Origin of the sequence: Streptomyces sp. NPDC091289 (genome assembly GCF_044757365.1) — a bacterium.
GTDB lineage: Bacteria > Actinomycetota > Actinomycetes > Streptomycetales > Streptomycetaceae > Streptomyces.
Genome location: NZ_JBIVUT010000012.1, coordinates 118,268 through 141,553, shown reverse-complemented (window position 1 = coordinate 141,553; position 23,286 = coordinate 118,268). Strand labels below are relative to the sequence as shown.

Below are 23,286 nucleotides of genomic sequence, written 5' to 3'. Positions count from 1 at the left end.
CACCGGATATCCAGCAACGGACACCCTCGGAACGCACGACGACAGGAACTGGGCCCGAGCCGATGAACGAGTTCTGCTGGATGGACCTCAAGACCCATGACCCGTCCGGCACCGCCGCCTTCTTCTCCTCGGTGCTGGGCTGGGACTTCGCCGTGGACGAGGAGGACTGGCGGCGGGCGGTGAAGATCTCCGCCGGGGGCATCCGGATCGGCGGGGTGAGCGATCTCGCGCAGCCGGTCTATCCGCCCGGGACGCCACCGCACATCGCCTTCTACCTCGCGGTCGACGATGTGGACCACCGTACGGTTGTGGCGGTCGCGAACGGAGCGCAGATCGTCGTCCCGCCCTTCGACGCGGGGGACCAGGGCCGGATCGCCACGCTGATCGATCCGGTCGGCGCGGTCTTCTCCCTCTGGCAGCCGCAGAAGCCCATCGGGTGGCCGGTATCCGCCACGGTTGCTGCCGTCCCCCACCGGATGGTCCTGGCCTGCGAAGACCCTGAGCGGGCCCGGCAGTTCTACGCCGCCACGACGGGCGCACCCCTCACCCGGGCGGCCTTCCGCGAAGCCGCTCCCGCCGCGACCGTCACCGACTCCGCACCGCCGCAGTGGGAGCCGGCCCTCGGCGTGGACGATCCGGACGGTGTGATCGACCGGGCCCGCGCCCATGGGGGAGACCTCGTCACCCTCGCCGGGGAGGGCGGCCGCCGTGTCGTGCGTCTGCGCAGCCCGGAAGGGCTGACGTTCCTGCTCCAGGACCGGGACCGGGACGGGTACGGGGACGGGGGCGCGGGCGGGGACCGGGGCATCTTCCTGGAGACCGACCGGCTCGTCCTCCGCCCGGTCACGGCAGCCGACGCCCCCGACCTGCTCGCCCTCGACAACGACCCCGCCGTCATGCGGTACATCAACGGCGGCCGGCCCACCAGCCCCGAGGACATCCGGGACCGGACCCTGTCGAGGCTCCTCCACGACTACCCGTGCACCGGAACCCGTGGCTTCTGGGCCGCGCGGCGGAAGGACACCGGGGCCTTTCTGGGCTGGTTCGGACTCCGGCCGCTGGACGACCACGACCCGGCCGTCGCCGAGCTCGGCTACCGGCTGAACCGGGCCGCCTGGGGCCGCGGTTACGCCACCGAGGGGGCGCGGGCCCTGGTCGACAAGGGGTTCACGGACCTGGGGGTCCAGCGGGTCACCGCCAACACCATGGCGGTCAACACGGGATCCCGGCGCGTGATGGAGAAGGCGGGGCTGACCTTCCTGCGCGCCTACACCGAGGACTGGCCGGAGACCATCGAGGGCTCCGAGCACGGCGATGTCGAGTACGTACTCACCCGTGAGGCGTGGGAACGCGGCCGATAGCCGACAGGGGACCCGGGCGGCGACTACGCCGGCTGCTCCAGCAGGGCCGCGATCTCCCCGTGTCCCCTGTGCTGGTCCACGCCCGCCGACGGCACCCCGTTCCGGAGGAGCTCCACCGCTATCGTCTCCTCGCCGTCCCGCTGGTCCCGGAGCGGCACCGTCTCGATGCCGGAGCCGTACATCTCCTCCAGCCGCCGCCGCAGCTCCCGTTCGGGATCGAGTGCGGCGATGCGCCGCGCCTCGGCCAGCGCCAGGGCGACCGCGGGCTCCTGCCCCGCCGCCCCCGCGCCGTGCGCGAGCAGCGCCCGTACCGTCCGCAGCGATCCGCGCTGTGCCGCCAGCACCAGCATCGCCTCCCCCTGAGGGCCCGGCAGCAGCGGGTCCGCGCCCCGGGCGAGGAGCAGTTCCACCGTCGCGGCGTGCCCCAGGCCGACCGCCCACCGCAGCGCCGTGAAGCCGAACTCCTCGCGCAGATCCGGCCGGGCCCCGGCGGACAGCAGCGCCTCCACCACCGCGGCGTGCCCGCCGCACGCCGCCCCGCACAGCGGCAGATCGCTCGCCCCGGGGCCGCTCGCCCGGTTCGGATCGGCCCCGGCGGCGAGCAGCAGGCGTACCGCCTCCAGACGGTCCTGGACCGACGCCAGATACAGCGCCGTCGTGCCCTCCTCGTCGCTCGACTCGGCCCGGGCGCCCGCTCGCAGCGCCCGTACGACCGCGTTCTCATCTTCGTACAGAGCGTCGAACAAGCATGGTTCGTCCCTGATCGGCTCGTTCGTCATGCTTCGATCCTACGGCGGGCCTCGGACAACGCCCGAGCTCAGGTGTCGCACTCCAGGGCGGTCCGGCACAGCCCGCAGCGCGCGGTGAACCGGCCCCGGACGGGGACCCGGATGCGCTGGTGGCAGGTCGGGCAGGGGAAGGAGACGCGCAGTCCTCGGTCGCCGTTCTCGAAGGCGTACGGAACGTTCGGATCCGGGGTGACGCCGGGGTGATCCTGGGCGTACCGGCGGTCCTTGGCGTAGCGGCGGCGGCCCGCCCAGCCGGCGGCGGTCAGCGGGGGCCGGCGCAGATCCTGCAGCGCCCGCTCCCGGCCCTTGGTGTACGCGGTGTACGCCTGGGGGCTGGTGAACCACGGGGAGGGGTCCTCGTCGAAGGCGAACGCCCGCTTGGCCAGGACGTAGCCGAACTCCTCCGGGGTGAGGTAGCCGAGCTTCTGACGGGACGTGGCGTCCTCCCGGAACGCGTCCAGTAGCAGCCAGCCGGCGCCGAGGTACGCCGTCGTCGTGTCGGTCAGGATCTCGTTGGCGCGGGTGCCGGGGAACTCCAGGCCGAGCCGGTGCAGCAGCACATGGGTGACCTCGTGCGCGAGTGCCGCCCCGATGTCCTTGCGGTGGGTGCGGAAGCGGTCGTTGAGCTCGATGAAGTACTCGGGGCCCGCGGTGAGTTCCACGCCGGCCGCGTGCTCCATCGTCCGGAAGCCGACGATCATCCGGGCCTCGGGCAGATGGAGGTGCTGGACCAGGGAACGCGCCACCCGCTGGGCCCCCAGGTGCAGATCGTCCTGGTCCGCGAAGGCGGCGTCGGAGGGCACGAGGCTGGTGGCATAGGTGTGGACGCCGTCCGCCGACAGGCGTCGGTAGAGCGCGGTGATGGCGGAGCGGACCGTGTCCAGATGCGGAAAGCCATGGACGACCGGTGCGCCCGGAGGGCCGTTCGCCACGTCGGAACCCCCCATCCCTGACGTCATCCCTGACGGTCGACGGACCTCCACTGTATGCCGGTGCGTGCCGGGCCGGTGAGTGGGTCCGGAAAGGGTCTGGAGGGTCGTGGGCGGCCCACCCCGATGATCTTGGCTGAAAAGTGCACCTTGTGGCAGCGGTCACCCGGCACCGATAATCGGATCGTTCTTGTCGGGTACATGACCAGTTCGGCTTCCGTGCCGGAGGCCGTCACCCCTGCCGGGACACGCGTGCCGGACCACGCGACCCCACAGCCGTACCGGGATGCCCGAGTACCGGGAACCCCGGTACCGGGATTCCTGCACAACAACGCAGCACGGCAACCTCCCACAGCAACCCCCCACACGAAATCCCCCCACGAAAGAAGGCCTCCGTGAAGCTTCTGAGCGTGCTGAAAAGGTGTTCCGTCGCCATAGCCGCCGTCGCCCTCGCGACCGTCAGCCTCCAGCCCGCCGCCGCGGCCCCCCAGCCGATCGTCGGCGGTGAACGCGCCGAACAGGGCGAGTTCCCCTTCATGGTCCGGCTCTCCATGGGCTGCGGCGGTGCGCTCTACGCCCAGGACATCGTCCTCACCGCCGCCCACTGCGTGGACGGTTCGGGCAACGACACCTCGATCACCGTCACCGGCGGGGTCGCCGACCTCCAGTCGCCCGACGCCGTCCAGGTCAAGTCCACCAAGGTGCTCCAGGCCCCCGGCTACAACGGCACCGGCAAGGACTGGGCGCTGATCAAGCTCGCCCAGCCGATCGACCAGCCCACCCTGAAGATCGCCACCGACGGCACCTACGACGAGGGCACCTTCACCGTCGCGGGCTGGGGCGCCGACCGTGAGGGCGGCAGCCAGCAGCGCCACCTGCTGAAGGCCGACGTGCCGTTCGTCTCCGACGCCGACTGCTCGTCCGCCTACGGCGGCGACCTCGTCGCCGACGAGGAGATCTGCGCCGGCCTCCTCGGCACCGGCGGCGTCGACAGCTGCCAGGGCGACTCCGGCGGCCCGATGTTCCGCAAGGACAATGCCGACGAGTGGGTCCAGGTCGGCATCGTCAGCTGGGGCCAGGGCTGCGCCCGCCCGGACTACCCGGGCGTCTACGCCCAGGTCTCGCACTTCGCGGGCGACATCGCCTCCGCGGCCGCCTCGCTCTGACCCGAGCCGGCCGACGGGCCGGACACCGGATCACCGCGCGTCCGGCCGGTGATCACGGCTGAACCACCCCGGGAGCGCCCGTTCGTACGGGCGCTCCCGGACCCAGTTCCACCCGCGGCTCGCCCGCCTCCTCCAGCTCCAGCACCCACACCTCGTTGACGCCCGCGCGGAGCACCGGACCCGGTACGTACAGGGTCCGCTGCGGGCCCGCCGACCAGTACCGGCCCAGGCAGAAGCCGTTCACCCAGACGAACCCGCGCGTCCAGCCCGGCAGTTCGAGCCCGGCATGATCGACACCCGACGTGCCCCCGACCGTGAACGTGCCCCGGAACAGGCCCGTCAGCCCCACGTCCCCCGCACCCGCGGCGGCCTCCACCGGCCCGAACGGGACCGCCGCCACCGCGCCCGCCGCCCCGAAGGCGTCCAGCCGCAGGGCCCGGGCCCGTACCCCGTGCAGATACTGCCGCTCGTGCAGCACCCCGCCCGTGACGCCCTTCGGCTCACCCAGCCGCGGCCCGTAGTTGACCCGGCCCAGCGACTCCACCCACAGCTCGACCTCCGCCGGACCCGCCACCGGCTCCGGCAGCGTGCCGGACTCCTCGGTCAGCACCCCGGCCCGCGCCCCGTCCACGTACACCACCGCCCGGTCCCGCAGCCCCGAGGCCCCCAGCGGATACGCCCGGCGCGGCCCCGGCACCGCCACCCGGTAGCGCACCAGACCCCGGTCCACGCCCAGCTCCTCGAAGGTCGGCGGCACCCCCGACTCCGGCGTCTCCGGATCGCCCAGCGCCTCCAGTACGTCCCCGAGCCCGGCCCACCCGTCCAGCTCCACCCGCACCGGCGCGGCGAGCCCGGCCGGCTCCGGCGGCAGCGCGGGCAACGGCCCCTCGGCGTACCCCTCCAGGACCTGCCGGAACAGCCAGAACTTCTCCGTGGCCCGACCGTATTCGTCGACCGGCGCGTCGTAGTCGTACGACGTCACCGTCGGCTGGAACGACTCGTCCTGCAACGGACCGGACCGGTTCGCCCCCGCCCAGCCCCCGAAGTTCGTCCCCCCGTGCGCCATGTAGATGTTCACCGACGCCCCGCACTCCAGGATCTCCCGCAGCGCCCCGGCCGCCTGCTCCGGATCCCGTACGACGGGTTCGGCCCCCCAGTGGTCGAACCAGCCGCACCAGAACTCCATGCACATCAACGGGCCCTTCGGCTGATGCCGGCGCAGCACCTCGAAGCCCTCCCGCGCCCCCGAACCGAAGTTCGCCGTCGCGAGGAGACCCGGCACCGAACCGCCGGTCAGCATGTGGTCCTCCGGGCCGTCCGACGTGAACAGCGGAACGGTCACCCCGCACTGCCGCAACAGCCCCGCCAGCCACTCCAGATACGCCGCGTCGCTTCCGTAACTCCCGTACTCGTTCTCCGCCTGCACGAGGATCACCGGACCGCCCCGGGACACCTGCCGCCGCACCACCTGCGGCAGCAGCTGCCGGAACCACCGCTCCACCACCGCCCGGTACTCCGCGTCCCGGGTCCGCACCCGCCGCCCGAACCGGCCCGTCACCCACACCGGAAGCCCGCCGTTCTCCCACTCGGCACAGATGTACGGACCCGGCCGCACGATCGCCCACAGCCCCGCGCGCTCCACCGCGTCCAGGAACCGGCCGAGCGCCCCCACATCCCGGACCTCGCCCTCCCGGGGCTCGTGCAGATTCCACGGCACATACGTCTCGACGCAGTTCAGCCCCATCGCGGCCAGCATCGCCAGCCGGTGCTCCCACTGCTCCTCGTGCACCCGGAAGTAGTGCAGGGCGCCCGACAGCAGCCGTACGGGCTTCCCGTCGAACCGGAAGCAGTCGTCCCCCACGCTGAAGTCGGTCATGGTGCTCGTACGCTCCTGTGCTCGGCCGCACCCGCGGCCCTCCGGCGAATTGGTCCGACCACCTTCACCTCTGGCGCGCACCGGGTCCATGGACAAAGATCGCTGCTGATTGGACACAACGCGCAGGACGATGTGCGCGGAAAGGAGGAGCGGAATGCCGACGTACCACACCTGGATGCGCTTCTTCACCCCGAGCCCGCTCCACCACCGCCTGGGCCTCGTCTGCCTCGGCGTCGGCCTCCAGCACGGCGCACTGCCCACCGTCGGACCCCGCACCCTCGACCACCACGTCGCCGTGATCGTCAACTCCGGCACCGGCTGGTTCAAGGGCCCCGACGGCCGCCGCACCCCCGTCACCGGCCCCAGCCTCATCTGGCTGACCCCCGGCACCCCCCACCACTACGGCGCCGACCCCGGCAGCGGCTGGGACGAGAGCTTCGTCGACTTCACCGGGCCCGCCACCACCACGTACACCGAACTCGGCTACATCGAGCCCGACCGCCCCCTCGTCCCGCTCTCCGACACCGCAGCCCCCCGCGCCGCCATCGGCCGCATCGTGCGCGCCGCCCGGCGCGGCAACCCCCTCCTGGAGGTGGAGACCGGGGCCGCCGTCCATGAACTCCTGGTCTCCCTGCGCCGCGCCCGCGCCGACATCGGCCCCGACGGCGACCCCGTGCTCCAGGCGCTGGCCCGCGACGCCTACCAGCCGCTCACCGTCGCCGAACACGCCTCCCGGCACGGCATGACCCCCGCCGAACTGCGCACCGCCGTCAGGCGCGGCGCCGGCTGCAGCCCCAAGGACTACCTGCTCGGCATCCGCCTCGGCCGGGCCAAGGAACTCCTCGCCGCCACCGACCTCCCCGTCGCCGCCGTGGCCCGCCGCGTCGGCTACGACGACCCCGCCTACTTCTCCCGGCTCTTCGCCCGCCGCGTCGGCACCGCCCCCGTCCGCTTCCGCGAACAGCAGGGCCGCAGCGTGCCCGGCGGCTGGAGCGACCAGGTGCCCGACCCCGACGACCCGCCGACGATCACCACCTGACCGAGGCGGTCTAAGCTCGCTGACCATGAGTACGAGCGAGATCGACGCGTCCGTCCAGGCCGAGCTGAACCGGCTGCGCGAGAGCATCGACAACATCGACGCCGCCGTCGTCCACATGCTGGCCGAGCGCTTCAAGGCCACCCAGCAGGTCGGCCGCCTCAAGGCCGACCACAAACTGCCGCCCGCCGACCCCGCCCGCGAGACCCGCCAGATCGCCCGGCTCCGGCAGCTGGCGCAGAGCGCGAACCTGGACCCGGCGTTCGCCGAGAAGCTGCTGAACTTCATCATCGCCGAGGTGATCCGCCACCACGAGCGCATCGCCGACGAAACGGAGAACGGCGAAACGGAGAACGGCGAAGCGGGGAACGGCGCGGCGGGGAACGGCGCGGCGGGGAACGGCGCGGCGGAGGACCATGACGGCCACCAGGCCACGGGCGCGACGGGCACCGCCGCCGGAGCCTGACCGCCTGCCGGAGCCCGACCGGCTGCCGGCGGCCCTCACCCGGGATCCCGTACGCCGACGACCCCCCGGCCCGGACCCCGTACGCCCAGCGAGAACCCCCTGTGCCCGCCCCACCCCGTACGGCAGCATGGGGCCATGTCCGTACTGACGCGCGACGAAGCGCAGACCCGAGCCCAGTTCCTCGACGTGGAGCGGTACACGATCGCCCTCGACCTCACCACAGGCGAGGGCACCTTCGACTCCCGCACCGCCGTCCGGTTCACCGCCCGCGCGGCCGGAGACACCTTCGTCGAGGTCAAGCCCGCCACCCTGCGCTCGATCAGCCTCGACGGACAACCGCTGGACCCCGCCCTCCTCGACGGCAACCGCTACCCCCTCACCGGACTCACCGCAGGCCCCCACGAGCTGCTCGTCGACGCCGCGATGCACTACTCGCGCACCGGCGAGGGCATGCACCGCTTCACCGACCCCACCGACGGCGAGACCTACCTCTACACCCAGCTGTTCATGGAGGACGTCCAGCGCGTCTTCGCCGCCTTCGACCAGCCCGACCTCAAGTCCGTCTTCGCCATCGACGTCACCGCCCCCGAAGGCTGGACCGTCCTCGGCAACGGTGTCGCCGAACGCACGGGGGAGGGGCGCTGGACCATCGCCCCCACCCCGCTCATCTCCACCTACCTCGTCGCGATCGCCGCGGGACCCTGGCACTCGATCACCACCGAACACGCCGGACTGCCCTTCGGCATCCACTGCCGCCGTTCCCTCGCCCCGTACCTGGACGCCGACGCCGACGAGATCCTCGACATCACCCGCGCCTGCTACGACCGCTACCACGAGAAGTTCGACGAGCCCTACCCGTTCGACTCCTACGACCAGGCCTTCGTCCCCGAGTTCAACGCCGGCGCCATGGAGAACCCCGGACTCGTCACCTTCCGCGACGAGTTCGTCTACCGCTCCGCCGTCACCGACACCGAGCGCCAGACCCGCGCCATGGTCATCGCCCACGAGATGGCCCACATGTGGTTCGGCGACCTCGTCACGCTGACCTGGTGGGACGACATCTGGCTGAACGAGTCCTTCGCCGAGTACATGGGATACCAGACCCTCACCGAAGCCACGCGATTCACCGACACCTGGGTCGACTTCGGCGTCGCCCGCAAGGGCTGGGGCTACGACGCCGACCAGCGCCCCTCCACCCACCCCGTCGCCCCGGACCCCGACGCCGTCCCCGACACCGCCTCCGCCCTCCTCAACTTCGACGGCATCAGCTACGCGAAGGGCGCCTCCGCCCTGCGCCAGCTCGTCGCCTGGCTCGGCGAGAAGGACTTCCTGGCCGGCATCAACGCCCACTTCGCCCGCCACAAGTTCGGCAACGCCACCCTCGCCGACTTCATCGACAACCTGGCCTCCGCCACCGACCGCGACGTCCACGCCTGGGCCGAGCAGTGGCTGCGCACCACCGGCATCGACACCCTCACCGCCGACATCGGCCCCGTCGAGCCCACCGAACCCACCGGCAACGGCGGCGGACAGTCCTGGTCCCTCACCGTCACCCGCGACGGCTCCCGCCCCCACCGCATCACCGTCGGCGCCTACGACCACGCCCTCAACACCCAGGCAGGCCCGGGCCACCTCGCCCTGCGCGACCGCTTCGAGATCGACGTACCGGGCGACGGAGAGCCCACGGTCCGACCCGGCCGCCGCCCCGCCCTCGTCGTCCTCAACGACGGCGACCTCACCTACGCCAAGGTCCGCCCGGACAGCGCCTCCTGGGACACCGTCCTGACCGGCCTCTCCGGCATCCCCGACGCACTCACCCGGGCCGTCGTCTGGAACACCGCCCGCGACATGGTCCGCGACGGCGACCTGAACCCCGCCACCTACCTCGAGACCGCCCGCACCCACCTCCCGCACGAGAGCGACCTCGCCCTCGTCCAGGGCGTCCTCACCTTCGCCGCCGGGCAGATCGCCGCCCGCTACGTCGCCCGCGAGGACCGCCCGGCCGCCCTCGCCACCCTCACCGACCTCTGCCGCGACCTCATCCGCCGCACCGAGGACGGCTCCCAGCCCGGCCTGCGCCTCATCGCCGTACGCCACTTCATCGACGCCGCCACCCAGCCCGACACCCTGCGCACCTGGCTCGACGAAGGCACCGTCCACGGCGGACCCGAGCTCGACCCGGAACTGCGCTGGCGCATCCTCACCCGGCTCGCCGTCCTCGGCGCCACCGACGAGGCAGCCATCGCCGCCGCCCTCGAAGCCGACCCCAGCGCCACCGGCCGCGAGGGCGCCGCCCGCTGCCGCGCCGCCCTGCCCACCGCCGAGGCCAAGGCCGCCGCCTGGGCCGCCCTGTTCAGCGACGACACCCTGTCCAACTACCTCTTCACCGCCACCGCCCAGGGCTTCTGGCAGCCCGGCCAGGAAGAGCTCCTCGCCGCGTACGTGCCCCGCTTCTACCCGGACGCCGTCGCACTCGCCGCCCGCCGGGGCCCCGCCATCGCCGAGGCCGCCGGACGCTACGCCTTCCCCGCCTACGCCGTCGACCCCGAGAGCCTCGCCACCGGCACCCGGGCCCTGGAGGACCCGGACCTCATCCCGGCCCTGCGCCGCAAGCTCGTCGACCAGCTCGACGACCTGCGCCGCGCCCTCGCCGTACGGACGTCGGCCTCCGGCTGACGGCTGACGGCCAGGACATGCCCTAAGGGGTTCCCGGACGGCCCGGACGATGATCGTCCGGGCCGTCGTTGTCGTCGTGGGCGTCCGGGGCGGCGTCCCCGGAGCCGCCCGTCGCCCGCAGGTCGGCGAGCAGCTCCGCCTGGCCCGACAGCACCCCGGTCAGGATCGTCCGCGCCACCCGCAACAGCTCCGCCACCCCCGGGTCGGCCAGCGTGTAATGGACCGCCGAGCCCTCCCGCCGGGCCGTCACCAGACCCGCGCGGCGCAACACGGCCAACTGCTGCGAGAGATGGGCGGCCTCGACCCCCACCTCGTTCAGCATCTCCGACACCGCGTGCTCGCGTTCACTGAGCAGTTCGAGCACCCGGATCCGCACCGGGTGCCCCAGCGTCTTGAAGAACTCCGCCTTCAAGCGGTACAGCGGCGTACTCACCGGCGGGGCCCCGTTCCGCACGGCGGAAAACCGCCGCACCACACCTGACCAGAACTCTTCTCCATGGGTTCATCCTCGCGCCTGCGCACCACGAGGACGAACCCGGGGACCGGCCCGGCCGGGTCAGGCCTTCTTCAGGAACTCCGTCCTCAGCACGAGCCCCTTGACCTTCTTCGTGTTGCACTCGATCTCACCGGCACGCCCGGTGAGCCGGATGTTCTTCACCAGCGTGCCGCGCTTGAGCGTCTCCGACGTGCCCTTCACCTTCAAGTCCTTGACCGTGGTCACGGAGTCACCGTCCGCCAGCACGGTCCCGTTGCTGTCCTTCACGACGATGTCGCTCATGGCGCGTTCCTGCCCTTCTCCACCCGGTACAGCTCTTGCACCGGACAACTCTCAACGATCATGGGAGCGGCCGCTCCGCCGCAGCGGAAGGGTGATCCATATGCTCTTGCCGCCCTCGTCGACATCGCCCCGCACCACCGCGCTGCCGCCCAGACCATGGGTCAGCTCCATCACGGTCGCCAGCCCCCGGCCCGGCGCTATGCCGGCGGACGCGAACAGCGCCGGCCGGTACGGATGACGGTCGTGCACACCGAACGCGAACGTGTCCGGACCCCCGGCGAACACCACCGTCACGTTCGGCGAGAGCACCGCCGCGTGCCGCACACTGTTGGTCACCAGCTCGCTCACGATCAGCAGCGCCGGATCCCGGCACGGATCCTGGGGCCCCACCCCCCACTCCGCCAGCACCTGCTCGGCGGTCTCCCTGACGATGCGCACGGCCGACCCCAGCGCGGGCAGCGTCAGCACATGCCGGTACGGCAACGTGTCCGGTGGCGTGATCATCGGGCGGGCTCCTCGGCCGGTACCGTCGCCGCACTCCGGTCGCCCCGGGGGCGCACCAGCCCGGCCGCCGCCAGGCGCTCCCCGGCCCCGGCCAACGCCTCGGACGCCGTGGCGTACTCGCGCCCCTCCCGCCGCAGCAGGTCCAGCACCCCCACCGACTCCAGCACCCGCCGCTGACCGGGACGGATCCCGGAGGCCAGCACCACGATGCCCCGCCCGTTCAGCCGGTGCACCGTGTCCTTCAGCGCCAGCGCACCCGTGGCGTCCACCGTGGTCACCCGGCACATCCGCAGGATCACCACCCGTACGCCGGACACCTCACCGAGCGCCAGCAGCGAACGGTGCGCCCCGGCGAAGAACAACGGCCCCTCGACCCGGTACGCCACCACCTGCCCGGCCGGACCCGCGCTCTCCCCGCCGCCGTACGTCTCCGAGCCCGGCAGACCCGGCACGTTGCCGTCGTACGGGTCCGAGGGGTCCGGCAGGTCTGACAGGTCCGACGGGTCCATCGGATCCACCCGGTCCACCCGCGCCTCGGCCGCGACCGCGCGCAGCGCCAGCACCCCGGCCACCGCCAGCCCGATCACGACCGCCAGCACCAGATCCAGCACCAGCGTCGCGACCGCCGTCAGCACCAGCACCACCGCATCCGAACGCGTCGCCCGCGCCATCGCCCGCAACGCCCCCACCTCGACCATCCGGACCGCCGTGGCCAACAGCACCCCGGCCAGCGCGGCCAGCGGAATCCGCGACACCAGCGGAGCCGCCGCGAACACGATCACCGCCAGCACCGCGGCATGCGTCAGCGCCGCCAGCCGCGAACCCGCGCCCGTACGCACATTGACCGCCGTCCGCGCGATGGCCGCCGTCGCCGGCACCCCACCGAACAGCGGCGCGGCCAGATTCGCGATGCCCTGCCCGAACAACTCCCGGTCCGGATCGTGCTTCTGCCCGGTCGTCATCCCGTCGGCCACCGTCGCCGACAGCAGCGACTCCAGCGCGGCCAGCGCCGCCACCGCGACCGCCGGAGCCAGCAGCGAACCCACCGCCGACAGATCCAGGAATCCGAGCGAAGGGGCCGGCAGACCGGAGGGCAACGCACCGATCGGCGTCGCCCCGTCCAGACGGAACAGCTGCGCCGCCAGCGTTGCCGCGACCACCGCCACCACCGAGAACGGCACCCCCGGACGCAGCCGCGCCCCCACCAGCATCAGCCCCGCCACCCCGACGGTGATCGCGAGCGCGGTCCAGTTCGGGCTGCCCGCGAACTCCCCGACCGCCCGCCACGCCACCACCAGCACCTTGTCGCCCTCCGGGACGGCCACCCCCAGGGCGTTCGGGATCTGCTGGAGAGCGATGACGCACGCGATACCGAACGTGAACCCCTCGACCACCGGCGCCGGGACGTACCGCATCGACCGGCCCGCCCGCAGCAGCGCCAGCACGATCAGCAGGCCCCCCGCCAGCAGCCCGACCGTCAGCACCCCGCCCGGACCGTACTCCGCGACGATCGGCACCAGGACCACCGTCATCGCCCCGGTCGGGCCCGACACCTGGAGGTTCGACCCGCCGAACACCGCGGCCAGCGCCCCCGCCACCACCGCGGTCGCGAGCCCCGCCTCCGCACCGAGACCCGACGCCACCCCGAAACCGAGCGCGAGCGGCAACGCCACGATCGCCACCGTCAGACCGGCGAGCAGATCACGGCGCGGAGCACGGGCCATGGCCGCGAAGTCGGCACGTACGGGCAGCAGGGCCCGCACCCGCCCCCAACCCCGCGCCGCCACCTCCGGGTACCGGCTCACGGCGCGGACACCTCGGCCTCCCGCAGCTCGGCGAGCAGCCCGTCCCGGTCGGACAGCATCTCCGTCAGGATCCGCCGCGCCGCCCGCATCAGCTCGGTGACATCACCGCCCGCCAGCTCGTACACCACCGTCGAGCCCTCCCGGGTCGCGGTGACGATGCCGGACCGGCGCAACACCGCCAGCTGCTGCGAGAGCGCCGAGGGCTCCACCTCGATCGCGGCCAGCAGATCCCGCACCGGCAACGGCCCCGCTTGGAGCAGCTCCAGGACCCTGATGCGCACCGGATGCCCGAGCATCCGGAAGAACTCGGCCTTGGCCTGATACAGGGGGACCGGCACGGTGGGGCCTCTCCTCGGCATGGAATGACCCACACAGCATGTAGTGAATTGCATAAATGTGCAATTCACTCATTGAGCAATACCAGGCGAGACCGCCCCACCTGCACGCCTACGCACCCGCACGCCCGCACGCCTACGCACCCGTACGCCCGCACGCCTACGCACCCGCACGCCCGTCCACCAACCGCACACCCCTACCATCCCGCCCCTCCCCACCCCGGCCACACCGGCCGCCAGTACCCCTTTCGAGTTCAGATCGTTGACCTCTTCGGCCGCGCCACCCGAAACCCGGGACAAGCTGGCATGTCCACCCCCGCGCACCCCGAAGGACCACCCCACCCATGCCCACCCCGCCCCTCGCCGGAGGCACCGCAGGCCCCGACGCACTGCGCCCCCTCATCGACACCGTCCTCACCGCACTCCACGACGGCGCGGCCCTCCGCGGCGGCCCCCTCCCCGCCGGCGGACCCGACACCGTCACCCCCCGCACCCGCACCGCCACCCACCCCCTCATCCCCGACCACGGCACCGGCGCCCACCAAGCCCTGCGCTCCTACGTCACCGCCCTCGCCGCAGGCGCCGCCGACCCCGCCCACCCCCACTGCGCCGCCCACCTCCACACCCCGCCCCTCGCCCTGGCGGCCGCCGCCGACCTCGCCGCCAGCGCCCTCAACCCCTCCATGGACTCCTGGGACCAGGCCCCCGCCGCCTCCGCCATGGAAGCCGATCTCACCAGCGCACTCGCCACCGAGATCTACCCGAACACCCCCTCACCCGACGCCGTCATCACCACCGGCGGCACCGAGGCCAACCAACTCGCCCTGCTCCTCGCCCGCGAACGCCACGGCCCCGTACAGACCGTCTGCGGCGCCAACGCCCACCACAGCATCGCCCGCGCCGCCTGGCTCCTCGGCCTCCCCGAACCCGTCGTCGTCCCCGCCCCCACCGGCACCCTCGACCTCGCCGCCCTCGACGAAGCCCTCACCGAACTCCACCGCCCCCTCCTCGTCGTCGCCACCGCCGGCACCACCGACACCGGCGAGATCGACCCCCTCGACGCCATCGCCGACCTCTGCACCACCCACGGCGCCGAACTCCACATCGACGCCGCCTACGGCGGGCCCCTCCTCTTCAGCCCCACCCACCGCACCCTCCTCCACGGCCTCGACCGCGCCCACAGCGTCACCCTCGACCTGCACAAACTCGGCTGGCAACCCGCATCCGCCGGCCTCCTCGCCGTACCCGAACGCCACCACCTCACCCCCCTCCACCACCACGCCCCCTACCTCAACGCCGACGACGACACCGAAGCCGGCCTCCCCGACCTCCTCGGCCGCTCCCTGCGCACCACCCGCCGCCCCGACGCCCTCAAGATCGCCGTCACCCTCCAGGCCCTCGGCCGCACCGGACTCGCCGACCTCCTCGACCGCACCGTCGCCACCGCCCACCACCTCGCCGACCTCGTCACCAAGACCCCCACCCTCGACCTCTACGACCGCCCCACCATCAGCACCGTCCTCTTCCGCCCCACCGGAACCGACGACCACACCGTCGCCACCGTCCGCCGCACCCTCCTCCAACGCGGCCACGCCGTCCTCGGCCGCGCCCACGCCGAAGGCCGCCTCTGGCTGAAGGCGACCCTCCTCAACCCCCACACCACCCCCGACGACCTCCAAGCACTCCTGGACCTCGTCACCGACACCACAGCCGACCTCGTGACCGGCACCACCACCGACCGCCCCACCGGCACCCCCGCCGACCACCCCACCGGCACCCCTGTCGACCACCCCACCGGCACCCCTGCCACCCCCGTGGCCGACACCCCGGCCGACCTCGTGACGGGCACCCCCACCGACCTCGGCACCGGCACCGGCACCTCAGGCGGCCTCGTGACCGGCGCCCCGGCCGACCACTCCACCGGCACCACCACCAACCACCCCACCGGCCACGTGACCGGCACCCCCACCACCGCCCCCCTCACCCACCCGCCCGCCACCCCCGGCGGCGGCGCACCCCACACCCACCCCACCCCTCACCCCACGGAAGGCGACACCCCGCGATGACCGACCGGCCCGCCCCCGCACCCGACCAGCCACACGACCTCGTCGGCATCGGCATCGGCCCCTTCAACCTCTCCCTCGCCGCCCTCGCCCACAACATCCCCGCAGCCCCCGGCGACCCCCGCCCCCTCGCCGCGACCTTCTACGAACAACGCCCCGCCTTCCACTGGCACCCCGGACTCCTCCTCGACGGCGCCAGCCTCCAGGTCCCCTTCCTCGCCGACCTCGTCACCCTCGCCGACCCCACCAGCCCCTGGAGCTTCCTCAACTACCTCCGCACCCGCGACCGCCTCTTCCCCTTCTACTTCGCCGAGCGCTTCCACATCCAACGAGCCGAATACGACGCCTACTGCCGCTGGGTCAGCGAACAACTCCCCGGCCTCCACTTCGGCCACCAGGTCGACGCCGTCCGCTGGAACACCGACCGCGCCCTCTTCGAAGTCGACTTCACCCAACTCGACCGCGACGGCGAAGCCGAAGCCCTCGGCCGCGCCTACGCCCGCCACATCGCCCTCGGCATCGGCACCGAACCCTTCGTCCCCGAACCCCTCAAACCCCTCGCCGAAGCCGAATCCGTCCCCGTACTCCACTCCGCCGACTACCTCCGCCACCGCGAACGGCTCCTCACCGCCGACCACATCACCGTCATCGGATCCGGCCAGTCCGGCGCCGAGATCTTCCTCGACCTCCTGCGCGCCCGCCCCGAAGGCGCCGAGAACATCCACTGGCTCGCCCGCACCCAGGCCTTCGCGCCCATGGAGTACTCCAAACTCGGCCTGGAGCACTTCACCCCCGACTACAGCCGCTACTTCCACGCGCTGCCCGAATCCGCCCGCGACGAACTCGTCCCCCGCCAATGGCAGCTCCACAAAGGCATCGACGCCGACACCATCGCCGCCATCCACGACGAGCTCTACCGCCGCACCCTCCACGGCGGCTGGCCCGACGCCACCCTCACCCCCGGCGTCCACGTCCGCACCGCGGGCCGCGTCGCCAACACCCGCGTCGAACTCCACCTCGAACACACCCAGCAAGGCACCCGCTCCCGCCTCACCACCGACGCCGTCATCCTCGCCACCGGCTACCGCGAACGCCCCCTCGACGCCATCCTCGGCGGCCTCGACCCCTACCTCCGCCGCGACGCCTCCCACCGCCCCCGCATCGACGACCAGTACCGCCTGATCCTCGACCACGCCGTCACCGGACACGTCTACGTACAGAACGCCGAACGCCACACCCACGGAGTCGGCGCCCCCGACCTCGGCCTCGCCGCCTGGCGCAGCGCCACCATCCTCAACAACCTCACCGGCGCCACCCCCTACCCCCTCCCCGAACGCACCGCCTTCACCACCTTCGGCCTCGCCCCCCAACCACCGAGAATCCCCACCCAGGCCCCCGCCCTCGTCCCCCTCAGCCAGTCCGTCTGACCCCCCCGCACAACGAACGGCCCGGGCCCCCACCGAAGGGAGACCCGGGCCGAACCAGCACACCACCCAGCGTTACGGGAACACCGGCGTCCCCTCACGCGTCAGCCGCCACCCCACCGAAGCGAACGCCGCCGGATCCACCGACCCCTTCTCCCGCACCCACCCGATGATCGTGTTCCGGATCTCGTCCGAATCCGCCCACACCTGCTGCGCACCCGGCACATGCGGGAAGTTCCCCCCACCGCTCGCCCGGTAGTTGTTCACCGCGAACACGAACCGCGCCGCCGGATCGATCGCCGCCCCCTCGAACGACAACCCCACGATCCGCGAACCCACCGGCTTCGCGATATCGACGTCGTACGTCACCCCCGACACCGCGTCGTAGTTGTAGTCGGGAATCCCGTCCGCGTTCGTCAGCTTCGCCGTGTCCACCGGACCGCCCGCCGGCGTCTGCACGTAATACCGCGCCGAATACTCCAGGTAGTCCTTCAACTGGGCACCCGTCAGCAGCCGCGCCTCCAGCGTGTTCTCGAACGGATACAGCCCCGCCGCGTCCTTGATCGTCACATCACCGGCCGGAACCCCCGCCGTCCGCGAGAAACACGAAGCCTGCGACAGCACCGGCAGCGCCGCGAACTCGCCACCCGCCAACGCCGCCGCCACCGTCTCCGTCTGCACCTGGTTGATCAGATCGATGATCGGCTCGTCCTTCCACGGCGCGTCCGCCGTCGACATCGCCACCACCGACGTACCGATCACCTGGTTGACGTACTCCACCACCTTGCGGTGCTCGCGCCGCAGCAACGACGTCACCTTCCGGTCCTCGGGCACGGTGTTGGAGTTCAGCACCTGCGAACCGGCCTTCTCCACCGTCCAACGGCCCTTCTCCCACACCAGATCGAAGTCGAACAGCGTCAGCCGCTGCCCCCACTTCGCCGGCTCCGAGAGCACGACCCGCTTCCCGGTCTCCTTGTTCGTCACGAAGTGCTCGGCGATCTCCACATGCGCGTGCCCCACCAGAATCGCGTCGATCCCCGGCACCTGCTCCGCCACCAGCGCCGCCGCGTTCTCCACGTACGGCAACTGATCACCCCACGACGACGTCCCCGAAGAACCCGAATGCGCCGACACGATCACCACGTCCGCACCCATCGACCGCAGCTTCGGCACCCACTTCGCCGCCTGCTCCTCCAGACCCGGGAACACCATCTTCCCGCCCACATTCGCCTTGTCCCAGATCGCGACACCGGGATTCGTCAGCCCCAGCACCGCCACCCGAACATCACGCCCGTACGGCGTCCGCATCCGCTTGATGACATACGGGGCGAACGCCGGCCGCAACGTCTTCGCATCCAGCGCATTCGCCCCCAGCAGCGGAAAATCGCACTGCTCCTCGAATTTCCGCAGCACCGGAATGCCGTAATTGAACTCGTGATTCCCCAGCGCCGCCGCGTCGTAGCCGATCGCGTTCATCGCCTGCGCCATCGGATGCACCGGACCACGCCGCGCCGTGATCGGATCGACCTTCGCGTAGTAGTACGACAACTGCGTGCCCTGGATCGTGTCACCCGCGTCGATCAACAGCGTGTTCCGGCGGCCCTTCTCCCGGCGCACCCGGTCCACCAACGTCGAGATCTTCGCCAGACCGACATCGTTGTGGTCGCTGTCGTCGTACTCCTTGTCCGTGAAGTAGTCCCAGTTGAAGACGTTCCCGTGCAGATCCGTCGTGCCCATCACCGTGAACGAGTACCGCTTCGGAGGCCGCCCATGACCATGCCCGTGGCCATGCCCCGTCGCCTCCGCCGCACCGGCCGACCCCACGACCGCACCGCCCGTCATCGCCACACCCGCACCGGCGGCAGCCGAACGGCCCAGAAACGTCCTACGGTTCAACGGCATCTCTTCACTCCTCGTTCAGTAGGGCAACGCGCGTAGATTCTGGCCCAGCCACCACCACGCACAACACCCCACGCAGGTTTCGATCTGATGACCACGCGACACACACCACGACACACCACCCCCGTGCCACAGTGAACGCATGACCGAAACCCCCACCCCCGCGCCCCACCACTCCTACGGCACCCCCACCGCCCCCCACGTCACCGTCCGGGGCGAAGCCCACCTCGAAGTCGACCCCGAAATCGCCCACATCACCATCACCCTCACCGCCCGCAACACCGACCGCCGCACCACCCTCGACGACCTCACCCGCCGCAACACCACCACCCTCGACCTCATCAAGACCTACGGCGACGCCGTGGAAAAACTCGAAACCGGCACCCTCACCATCCGCCCCGAACTCACCCGCCACGGTCGCGCCGAACGCATCCGCGCCTACCACGGCAGCATCCAACTCACCGCCACCCTCAACGACTTCACCACCCTCGGCGAACTCGTCACCCGACTCGCCGACCACGACCTCACCCGCGTCGACGGCCCCTGGTGGGCCCTGCGCCCCACCTCCCCCCACCACGCCGCCGCCCGCCGCCAAGCCGTCCAGGAAGCCCTCCAGCGCGCCCGCGAATACGCCGAAGCCCTCGACACCCGCCTCGACGCCCTCCTCGAACTCAGCGACACCGGCGTCGGCGGCGGCCCCCGCATGGCCCGCGCCGCCTTCTCCACCCAGGCCTCCTTCGGAGGCGCCGGCACGGAAGCGGCCATCGACGCCGCCCCCATCGACCTCGAACCCGTACGCCAGACCGTCGACGCCCAGGTCGAGGCATCCTTCACCCTCATCCCACCGAACCTCGGATAAACGCTCATCAGAGCGCCCCGCCGCACAATTCAACACTTGTCAATAACCCTTCATCCAAAGGTTGTTGAGGTGTCACGCAGAGCCAAATACCTACCCGTAGGTAAGGTTTAGTCTCGAACCATGCGCCGAGCGAAAATCGTTTGTACCCTGGGACCCGCAACCGACACATACGACCAGATCAAAGCCCTGGTCGAAGCGGGAATGGACATCGCCCGCTTCAACCTCAGCCACGGCACCTACGCCGAACACGAAGAGCGCTACCACCACGTGCGCAAGGCGTCCGAGGAGACCGGCCGCAACGTCGGCATCCTCGCCGACCTTCAAGGCCCGAAGATCCGCCTCGGACGCTTCCGCGAAGGCCCCGTACTCCTTGAACGCGGCGACACCTTCACCATCACCGTCGAACCCCTCGAAGGCCAGGGCACCGGCGACATCTGCGGCACCACCTACGACGGCCTCGCCGCCGACGTCACCACCGGCGAACGCATCCTCGTCGACGACGGCCGCGTCACCCTCGAAGTCACCGACGTCGACGGCCCCCGCGTCCACACCACCGTCATCGAAGGCGGCATGGTCTCCGACAACAAGGGACTCAACCTCCCCGGCGTCGCCGTCTCCGTCCCTGCCCTCTCCGAGAAGGACATCGACGACCTCCGCTGGGCCCTGCGCACCGGCGCCGACATCATCGCCCTGTCCTTCGTCCGCACCGGACGCGACATCGACGACGTCCACCGCATCATGGACGAGGAGAACCGCCGCCTCCCCGTCATCGCCAAGGTCGAGAAGCCCCAGGCCGTCGACAACATCGACGACATCGTCGCCGCCTTCGACGGCATCATGGTCGCCCGCGGCGACCTCGGCGTCGAAATGCCCCTGGAACAAGTCCCCATCGTCCAGAAACGCGCCATCAAGCTCGCCCGACGCAACGCCAAACCCGTCATCGTCGCCACCCAGATGCTCGACTCGATGATCGACAACTCCCGCCCCACCCGCGCCGAAGCATCCGACGTCGCCAACGCCATCATCGACGGCACCGACGCGGTGATGCTCTCCGGCGAGACCAGCGTCGGCAAGTACCCCATCGAGACCGTCCGCACCATGTCCCGCATCGTCGAGGCCGCCGAGGAAGACATCCTCGCCAAGGGCCTCCCGCCCCTCACCGAACGCAACAAGCCCCGCACCCAGGGCGGCGCGGTGGCCCGCGCGGCCGCCGAGATGGGCGACTTCCTCGGCGCGAAATTCCTCGTCGCCTTCACCCAGAGCGGCGACACGGTCAAACGCCTCTCCCGCTACCGCTCACCCATCCCGCTCCTCGCCTTCACCCCCGACGAAGCCACCCGCGCCCAGCTCAACCTCACCTGGGGCGTCGAGACCTTCCTCGGCCCGAAGGTCGACTCCACGGACGCGATGGTCGCCCAGGTCGACGAGGAGCTGCTGCGCATCGGCCGCTGCGCGAAGGGCGACGTCGTGGTCATCACCGCCGGCTCCCCGCCCGGCGTCGCGGGCTCCACGAACCTGGTCCGCGTCCACCACATCGGCGAGGACGACAGCCCGAAGTAGGGCGGCTCAGTATTTAGGCCCGACGTGCGCATCCATGAGGGCGACGGATGCCCGTCGGGCTACGGAGATGTTGAGCGGTTTGCTGCCGCGCGCAAGGGTGGTCCACTCGACACCTACGGCGGTGAGGGTGTCGCTGAAGAGCTTGCGGATGTCGTCGGACCTGTTGGTGAAGAAGTACCGGGGGTACTCGTACCGCTTGCGTTCGCCACGGACCAGGCGCGTGGCCCAGTTGATGATCCGGCAGCCGTCGGAGTGGATGAGGCCGCGGATGAAATCCCAGGGATGAGCGTCCACGATCTGCTGCTGCCACGGTTCCAAGGTAATCCGGCGGTTGTGCTTCTTGCCGGGGCCGTGCTGAGGGAAGAGACAAGGCCAGTGCTTGCTGAAGGAAGTGACGTACTGGCAGCCCGCACTTGCCACCCGGCAGACCTTGTTGTGCGGTCGCGCGATCTGTATTGCTTCGGCGCAGGCGTCGATGAGACCTGGCCACGCGTCGGCGCACGCGATGCGCAGGGAGTGCACGCCTCGTCTGGTCGCACTGATGCAGCCGTCCCCGAGGTAGAGCCCCAGTAGGTAGGCGTACGAGGAGGGGTTCTCGATCGCAGTGGGTGCTTCGGAGCACCTCGGGCAGGGGACACCCCGACCGAGCGGTTCCAGGCGCGTCTGCCAGGAACGAATGGCGGCGCGCGAAATGCCGGTCTGCTTGCTCACGGAATTGAGGCTGCGTCCTTGCGCGACCAGAGCCAGAACTCGCTCGCGGGTTCCCACGTCGTACATGCTGCCGAGTCTTGTCGCACAAGCGGCGATCCGGCGTGGAATGGCGCGCACGTAATCAGATCAAGTGAAGTTCACTAAACGGTGTTGCGCCTTGGAATCCAAGGAAAAGTGCCCCAGGTGGGATTCGAACCCACACTGTCCGCTGTTTGAGAGCGGCCTCTCTAACCAGTTGGAGTACTGGGGCCTTAGAAAGGAAGGGTCATTGCTGCCCTGCGGGTCACTACCTTACAGGAGCTAGGTAGGCTCGTGGCAGCAGTATCTGCCCCATACCGAGGAGCCCCGTGACCACCCCCGAGTCGCCCCAGCCCGTAGACGCCGTCGACGACGACAAGTCGCACGTCCCGCCGCTGACGACCCGTGTCGTCATCGCCGAGGACGAGGCCCTCATCCGCCTCGACCTCAAGGAGATGCTGGAGGAGGAGGGCTACTCCGTCGTCGGTGAGGCGGGCGACGGGCAGCGGGCCGTCGAGCTGGCCCGGGAGCACAAGCCGGACCTCGTCATCCTGGACGTGAAGATGCCGGTCCTCGACGGGATCTCCGCCGCCGAGAAGATCGCCGAGGAGTCCATCGCCCCGGTCCTGATGCTCACCGCCTTCTCGCAGCGCGACCTCGTCGAGCGGGCCCGGGACGCCGGGGCCATGGCGTATCTGGTGAAGCCGTTCAGCAAGAGCGACGTGGTGCCGGCGATCGAGATGGCCGTCTCCCGGTTCGCGGAGCTGAAGGCGCTGGAGAGCGAGATCGCGGACCTGTCCCAGCGGCTGGAGACCCGGAAGCTGGTGGACCGGGCGAAGAGCATCCTGCAGACGGATTACGGGCTCTCCGAGCCGGCCGCGTTCCGGTGGATCCAGAAGACGTCGATGGACCGCCGGATGTCGATGCAGCAGCTGGCGGAGGCGTTGATCGAGGACGCCGAGGAGAAGAAGAAGTCGGCCGAGTAGCCGCGTAGCGCATCACGAGAGAGGCCCGCACCCGGGCGAACCGGGT

19 protein-coding genes, 1 tRNA gene and 2 pseudogenes are annotated in these 23,286 nt (G+C 71.1%); 11 read left to right on the top strand and 11 right to left on the bottom strand.

The annotated features are described in order from the left end of the window. Positions 1-62 precede the first annotated feature (62 nt). A pseudogene (locus tag ACIQPT_RS17960) lies at positions 63-689 on the top strand (VOC family protein); the annotation flags it as partial. A gap of 117 nt (positions 690-806) precedes the next feature. Continuing rightward, entirely contained in the window at positions 807-1,361 is a 555-nt protein-coding gene (locus ACIQPT_RS17955) for a GNAT family N-acetyltransferase (RefSeq protein ID WP_401156946.1), read from the top strand. Between the two features lie 23 nt (positions 1,362-1,384). Here ACIQPT_RS17955 and ACIQPT_RS17950 read toward each other — a convergent pair whose 3' ends face one another. Together ACIQPT_RS17950 and ACIQPT_RS17945 are read right to left on the bottom strand one after the other, a co-directional pair. Then, complete coding sequence (locus tag ACIQPT_RS17950) at positions 1,385-2,140, bottom strand: ankyrin repeat domain-containing protein (RefSeq protein WP_401156841.1); 756 nt, start codon at positions 2,138-2,140, stop codon at positions 1,385-1,387. 38 nt (positions 2,141-2,178) lie between these two features. Continuing rightward, on the bottom strand, positions 2,179-3,096 hold the full coding sequence (locus tag ACIQPT_RS17945; protein ID WP_401156840.1) for a hypothetical protein: 918 nt from the start codon (positions 3,094-3,096) through the stop codon (positions 2,179-2,181). A 377-nt stretch (positions 3,097-3,473) separates the two neighbouring features. Between ACIQPT_RS17945 and ACIQPT_RS17940 the strand changes: the two genes are divergently transcribed. Next, positions 3,474-4,244: a S1 family peptidase gene (locus ACIQPT_RS17940; RefSeq protein WP_401156839.1), complete on the top strand. Its 771-nt coding sequence runs from the start codon at positions 3,474-3,476 to the stop codon at positions 4,242-4,244. A 52-nt stretch (positions 4,245-4,296) separates the two neighbouring features. Here the strand turns inward: ACIQPT_RS17940 and ACIQPT_RS17935 are convergent, their stop codons facing one another. Beyond that, entirely contained in the window at positions 4,297-6,120 is a 1,824-nt protein-coding gene (locus ACIQPT_RS17935; RefSeq protein WP_401156838.1) for a beta-galactosidase family protein, read from the bottom strand. Between the two features lie 154 nt (positions 6,121-6,274). Between ACIQPT_RS17935 and ACIQPT_RS17930 the strand changes: the two genes are divergently transcribed. From ACIQPT_RS17930 to pepN, 3 genes are all read left to right on the top strand, one after another. Further along, positions 6,275-7,159 (top strand): AraC family transcriptional regulator, encoded by an 885-nt coding sequence (locus ACIQPT_RS17930; protein ID WP_401156837.1) that lies wholly within the window; start codon positions 6,275-6,277, stop codon positions 7,157-7,159. Between the two features lie 25 nt (positions 7,160-7,184). After that, positions 7,185-7,622: a chorismate mutase gene (locus tag ACIQPT_RS17925; RefSeq protein WP_401156836.1), complete on the top strand. Its 438-nt coding sequence runs from the start codon at positions 7,185-7,187 to the stop codon at positions 7,620-7,622. A 135-nt stretch (positions 7,623-7,757) separates the two neighbouring features. Continuing rightward, the gene (gene pepN, locus ACIQPT_RS17920; protein ID WP_401156835.1) at positions 7,758-10,298 is read left to right on the top strand and encodes an aminopeptidase N; all 2,541 of its coding nucleotides are present in this window, start codon (positions 7,758-7,760) and stop codon (positions 10,296-10,298) included. Between the two features lie 22 nt (positions 10,299-10,320). On the opposite strand, the gene ACIQPT_RS17915 is transcribed toward pepN, so the two are convergent. From ACIQPT_RS17915 to ACIQPT_RS17895, 5 genes are all read right to left on the bottom strand, one after another. Further along, on the bottom strand, positions 10,321-10,731 hold the full coding sequence (locus tag ACIQPT_RS17915) for an ArsR/SmtB family transcription factor (RefSeq protein ID WP_401156834.1): 411 nt from the start codon (positions 10,729-10,731) through the stop codon (positions 10,321-10,323). 123 nt (positions 10,732-10,854) lie between these two features. After that, complete coding sequence (locus ACIQPT_RS17910) at positions 10,855-11,076, bottom strand: alkylphosphonate utilization protein (RefSeq protein WP_031121993.1); 222 nt, start codon at positions 11,074-11,076, stop codon at positions 10,855-10,857. Between the two features lie 51 nt (positions 11,077-11,127). Next, positions 11,128-11,580: an ATP-binding protein gene (locus tag ACIQPT_RS17905; RefSeq protein WP_401156833.1), complete on the bottom strand. Its 453-nt coding sequence runs from the start codon at positions 11,578-11,580 to the stop codon at positions 11,128-11,130. Next, on the bottom strand, positions 11,577-13,304 hold the full coding sequence (locus tag ACIQPT_RS17900) for a SulP family inorganic anion transporter (RefSeq protein WP_401156945.1): 1,728 nt from the start codon (positions 13,302-13,304) through the stop codon (positions 11,577-11,579). The genes ACIQPT_RS17905 and ACIQPT_RS17900 overlap by 4 nt, the downstream gene beginning before the upstream one ends. A 77-nt stretch (positions 13,305-13,381) precedes the next feature. Then, the gene (locus tag ACIQPT_RS17895) at positions 13,382-13,723 is read right to left on the bottom strand and encodes an ArsR/SmtB family transcription factor (RefSeq protein ID WP_401156832.1); all 342 of its coding nucleotides are present in this window, start codon (positions 13,721-13,723) and stop codon (positions 13,382-13,384) included. A gap of 341 nt (positions 13,724-14,064) precedes the next feature. Between ACIQPT_RS17895 and ACIQPT_RS17890 the strand changes: the two are divergent. Both ACIQPT_RS17890 and ACIQPT_RS17885 read left to right on the top strand, forming a co-directional pair. Then, positions 14,065-15,453: pseudogene (locus ACIQPT_RS17890) on the top strand (pyridoxal phosphate-dependent decarboxylase family protein); the annotation flags it as partial. A gap of 329 nt (positions 15,454-15,782) precedes the next feature. Further along, the gene (locus tag ACIQPT_RS17885; protein WP_401156831.1) at positions 15,783-17,210 is read left to right on the top strand and encodes a lysine N(6)-hydroxylase/L-ornithine N(5)-oxygenase family protein; all 1,428 of its coding nucleotides are present in this window, start codon (positions 15,783-15,785) and stop codon (positions 17,208-17,210) included. Positions 17,211-17,282: 72 nt separating this feature from the next. Here ACIQPT_RS17885 and ACIQPT_RS17880 read toward each other — a convergent pair whose 3' ends face one another. Then, positions 17,283-19,109 carry a bifunctional metallophosphatase/5'-nucleotidase gene (locus ACIQPT_RS17880; RefSeq protein ID WP_401156830.1) on the bottom strand — a complete coding sequence of 609 codons (1,827 nt, stop codon included), beginning with the start codon at positions 19,107-19,109 and terminating at the stop codon, positions 17,283-17,285. 139 nt (positions 19,110-19,248) lie between these two features. On the opposite strand from ACIQPT_RS17880, the gene ACIQPT_RS17875 reads away from it, so the two are divergent. Together ACIQPT_RS17875 and pyk are read left to right on the top strand one after the other, a co-directional pair. Next, the gene (locus ACIQPT_RS17875; RefSeq protein WP_401156829.1) at positions 19,249-19,965 is read left to right on the top strand and encodes an SIMPL domain-containing protein; all 717 of its coding nucleotides are present in this window, start codon (positions 19,249-19,251) and stop codon (positions 19,963-19,965) included. Between the two features lie 120 nt (positions 19,966-20,085). Further along, complete coding sequence (gene pyk, locus ACIQPT_RS17870) at positions 20,086-21,525, top strand: pyruvate kinase (protein WP_401156828.1); 1,440 nt, start codon at positions 20,086-20,088, stop codon at positions 21,523-21,525. A 6-nt stretch (positions 21,526-21,531) separates the two neighbouring features. On the opposite strand, the gene ACIQPT_RS17865 is transcribed toward pyk, so the two are convergent. Then, positions 21,532-22,302 carry a transcriptional regulator gene (locus tag ACIQPT_RS17865; RefSeq protein WP_401156827.1) on the bottom strand — a complete coding sequence of 257 codons (771 nt, stop codon included), beginning with the start codon at positions 22,300-22,302 and terminating at the stop codon, positions 21,532-21,534. Positions 22,303-22,411: 109 nt separating this feature from the next. Then, positions 22,412-22,486 (bottom strand) — tRNA-Leu (locus ACIQPT_RS17860). Between the two features lie 97 nt (positions 22,487-22,583). Here ACIQPT_RS17860 and ACIQPT_RS17855 point away from each other — a divergent pair. Next, positions 22,584-23,240 (top strand): ANTAR domain-containing response regulator, encoded by a 657-nt coding sequence (locus ACIQPT_RS17855; RefSeq protein ID WP_398615296.1) that lies wholly within the window; start codon positions 22,584-22,586, stop codon positions 23,238-23,240. The last annotated feature ends 46 nt before the right edge of the window (positions 23,241-23,286 follow it).